Raw genomic sequence first — 1,734 nt, forward strand, 5'->3', positions numbered from 1 at the left:
GATCCGCCGCTTGGGTTGCATGAATTCCCGGCCGGTGGAGTTGCGGCACACAGTGATTCGAGGAGATCGGTTCACCGTCTCGGCCACGTTCTCACCGAGCGACGGCTATCGCTTCGTGCCGGCCACGCCGCTGCACGCCCTGTAAGCACCCACTGATCGAAGGAGCGTTCTTCATGACTGAAGCACCACCGGAAGCCGATCCGGCCGCCGCACACGCACTGATCGCCGAATCGGGAGCCATCCTGATCGATGTCCGCGAGGACGACGAATGGGCAGCCGGCCACGCCCCGGACGCCGTCCACGTACGCCTCGGCGATCTCGATCCTGCTGCCTACCCTCCTGAGCAGAAATTGGTCGTGGTGTGCCGCTCGGGCGCTCGGTCGAGCAAAGCTGTCGCAGCCCTCACCGATGCCGGTCGCGCAGCGCACAATCTGTCGGGCGGAATGAAGGCGTGGCACGAAGACGGTCGCCCTGTGGTCCGTGATGACGGCACCCCCGGCGCAGTGATCTGACATGGTCGCCACCCTGGCGATCGCAGTTGCCGCAGGGATTCTCATCGGGCTTTCCCTCGGCGCGCTCGGCGGTGGGGGATCGATACTGACTGTTCCTGCCCTGGTGTATCTCCTGGCAGTCGAACCGCAATCGGCAACGAGCGCCTCGCTGATCATCGTCGGAATCACCTCGATCATCGCGGCCATCAGCCATGCGCGAGCACGGCACGTTCGGTGGCGGGCAGCGGTAGTGTTCGGAATTCTGGGCTCGGTCACCGCCTTCGGTGGATCGATTCTCAACCGATCGGTCGACCCGCAGATCTTGTTGCTCGCGTTCGCGGCACTGATGATCGTCGCCGCCGGTGCGATGTTGCGCCGCACCCGGCGCGGACACGATGCCGACCTACCGAACCCGGCCGAGGCCGCGGGAACACGCCCGGGTGCCGTCGCGGTCGCCACCAAGCCCACGAAAGTAAAGATCACCACTTCGCAGGTAGTCAAGCTGGTTGCCTCCGCGCTCGTCGTCGGCTTCCTCACCGGGTTTCTGGGAGTGGGCGGCGGATTCCTCATCGTCCCCGCCCTGGTTCTGGCACTGGGCTACTCGATGCCCGTCGCGGTCGGAACGTCACTGGTGATCATCTCCATCACCAGCGCGGGAGCCTTCACCGAACGCCTCGGTACGGGTGCCACCATCCCGTGGGAGATCGTCGTACCGTTCACCCTCGCGGCGATTGCAGGCTCGTTCGCCGGGAAAGTGGTCAGCGACAAGATATCGGCGACCGCACTGACCCGAAGCTTCGCAGTTCTGTTGTTGGTCGTGGCCGTCTACGTTACCGTTCAAGCATCGCTTGCGCTCTAGCTCTGGGTGCGTCCCGCAGCCGTCGGCGAATCCTCATAGACATGGCCTGTCCAGCCGGCCGCAGCACAGATCTCGAGGTATCACCTCGCTCATCATCATCGCTTTCACTACGCTATCGGGAGTTCATCGATGACCGCATTGATCCCACGTACCGACGCCGCCCGGCCGTATCCCGCACGCCGAGAACCCAAGGGCTCGACGCTGTTTCAGTTGGTGACCACCACCGATCACAAGACGATCGGGAAGATGTATCTGGTCACCTCGTTCGGATTGTTCCTCATCGGCGGGTTGATGGCGCTGCTCATGCGCACCGAACTCGCCGTACCGGGGTTGCAGTTCCTGTCCAACGAGCAGTACAACCAGCTGTTCACCATGCACGGCACG

The 1,734-nt window shown here is 63.7% G+C and carries 3 protein-coding genes; all 3 read left to right on the forward strand.

The window, feature by feature from the left end:
• Positions 1–173 precede the first annotated feature (173 nt).
• The gene (locus tag ACOQFP_RS14570; RefSeq protein ID WP_032370103.1) at positions 174–512 is read left to right on the forward strand and encodes a rhodanese-like domain-containing protein; all 339 of its coding nucleotides are present in this window, start codon (positions 174–176) and stop codon (positions 510–512) included.
• Between the two features lies 1 nt (position 513).
• Positions 514–1,350 (forward strand): sulfite exporter TauE/SafE family protein, encoded by an 837-nt coding sequence (locus tag ACOQFP_RS14575; protein ID WP_032370104.1) that lies wholly within the window; start codon positions 514–516, stop codon positions 1,348–1,350.
• 129 nt (positions 1,351–1,479) lie between these two features.
• Positions 1,480–1,734, forward strand: a 255-nt coding sequence (locus tag ACOQFP_RS14580) for a cbb3-type cytochrome c oxidase subunit I (RefSeq protein WP_421584730.1), incomplete at its 3' end; no start/stop codon positions are given.

Source organism: Rhodococcus sp. MALMAid1271 (assembly GCF_049195265.1).
Taxonomy (GTDB): Bacteria; Actinomycetota; Actinomycetes; order Mycobacteriales; family Mycobacteriaceae; genus Rhodococcoides.

Coding starts and splice junctions, on each gene's coding strand:
- ACOQFP_RS14570 (WP_032370103.1), top strand. CDS start 174: ATGACTGAAGCACCACCGGAAGCCGATCCGGCCGCCGCACACGCACTG.
- ACOQFP_RS14575 (WP_032370104.1), top strand. CDS start 514: ATGGTCGCCACCCTGGCGATCGCAGTTGCCGCAGGGATTCTCATCGGG.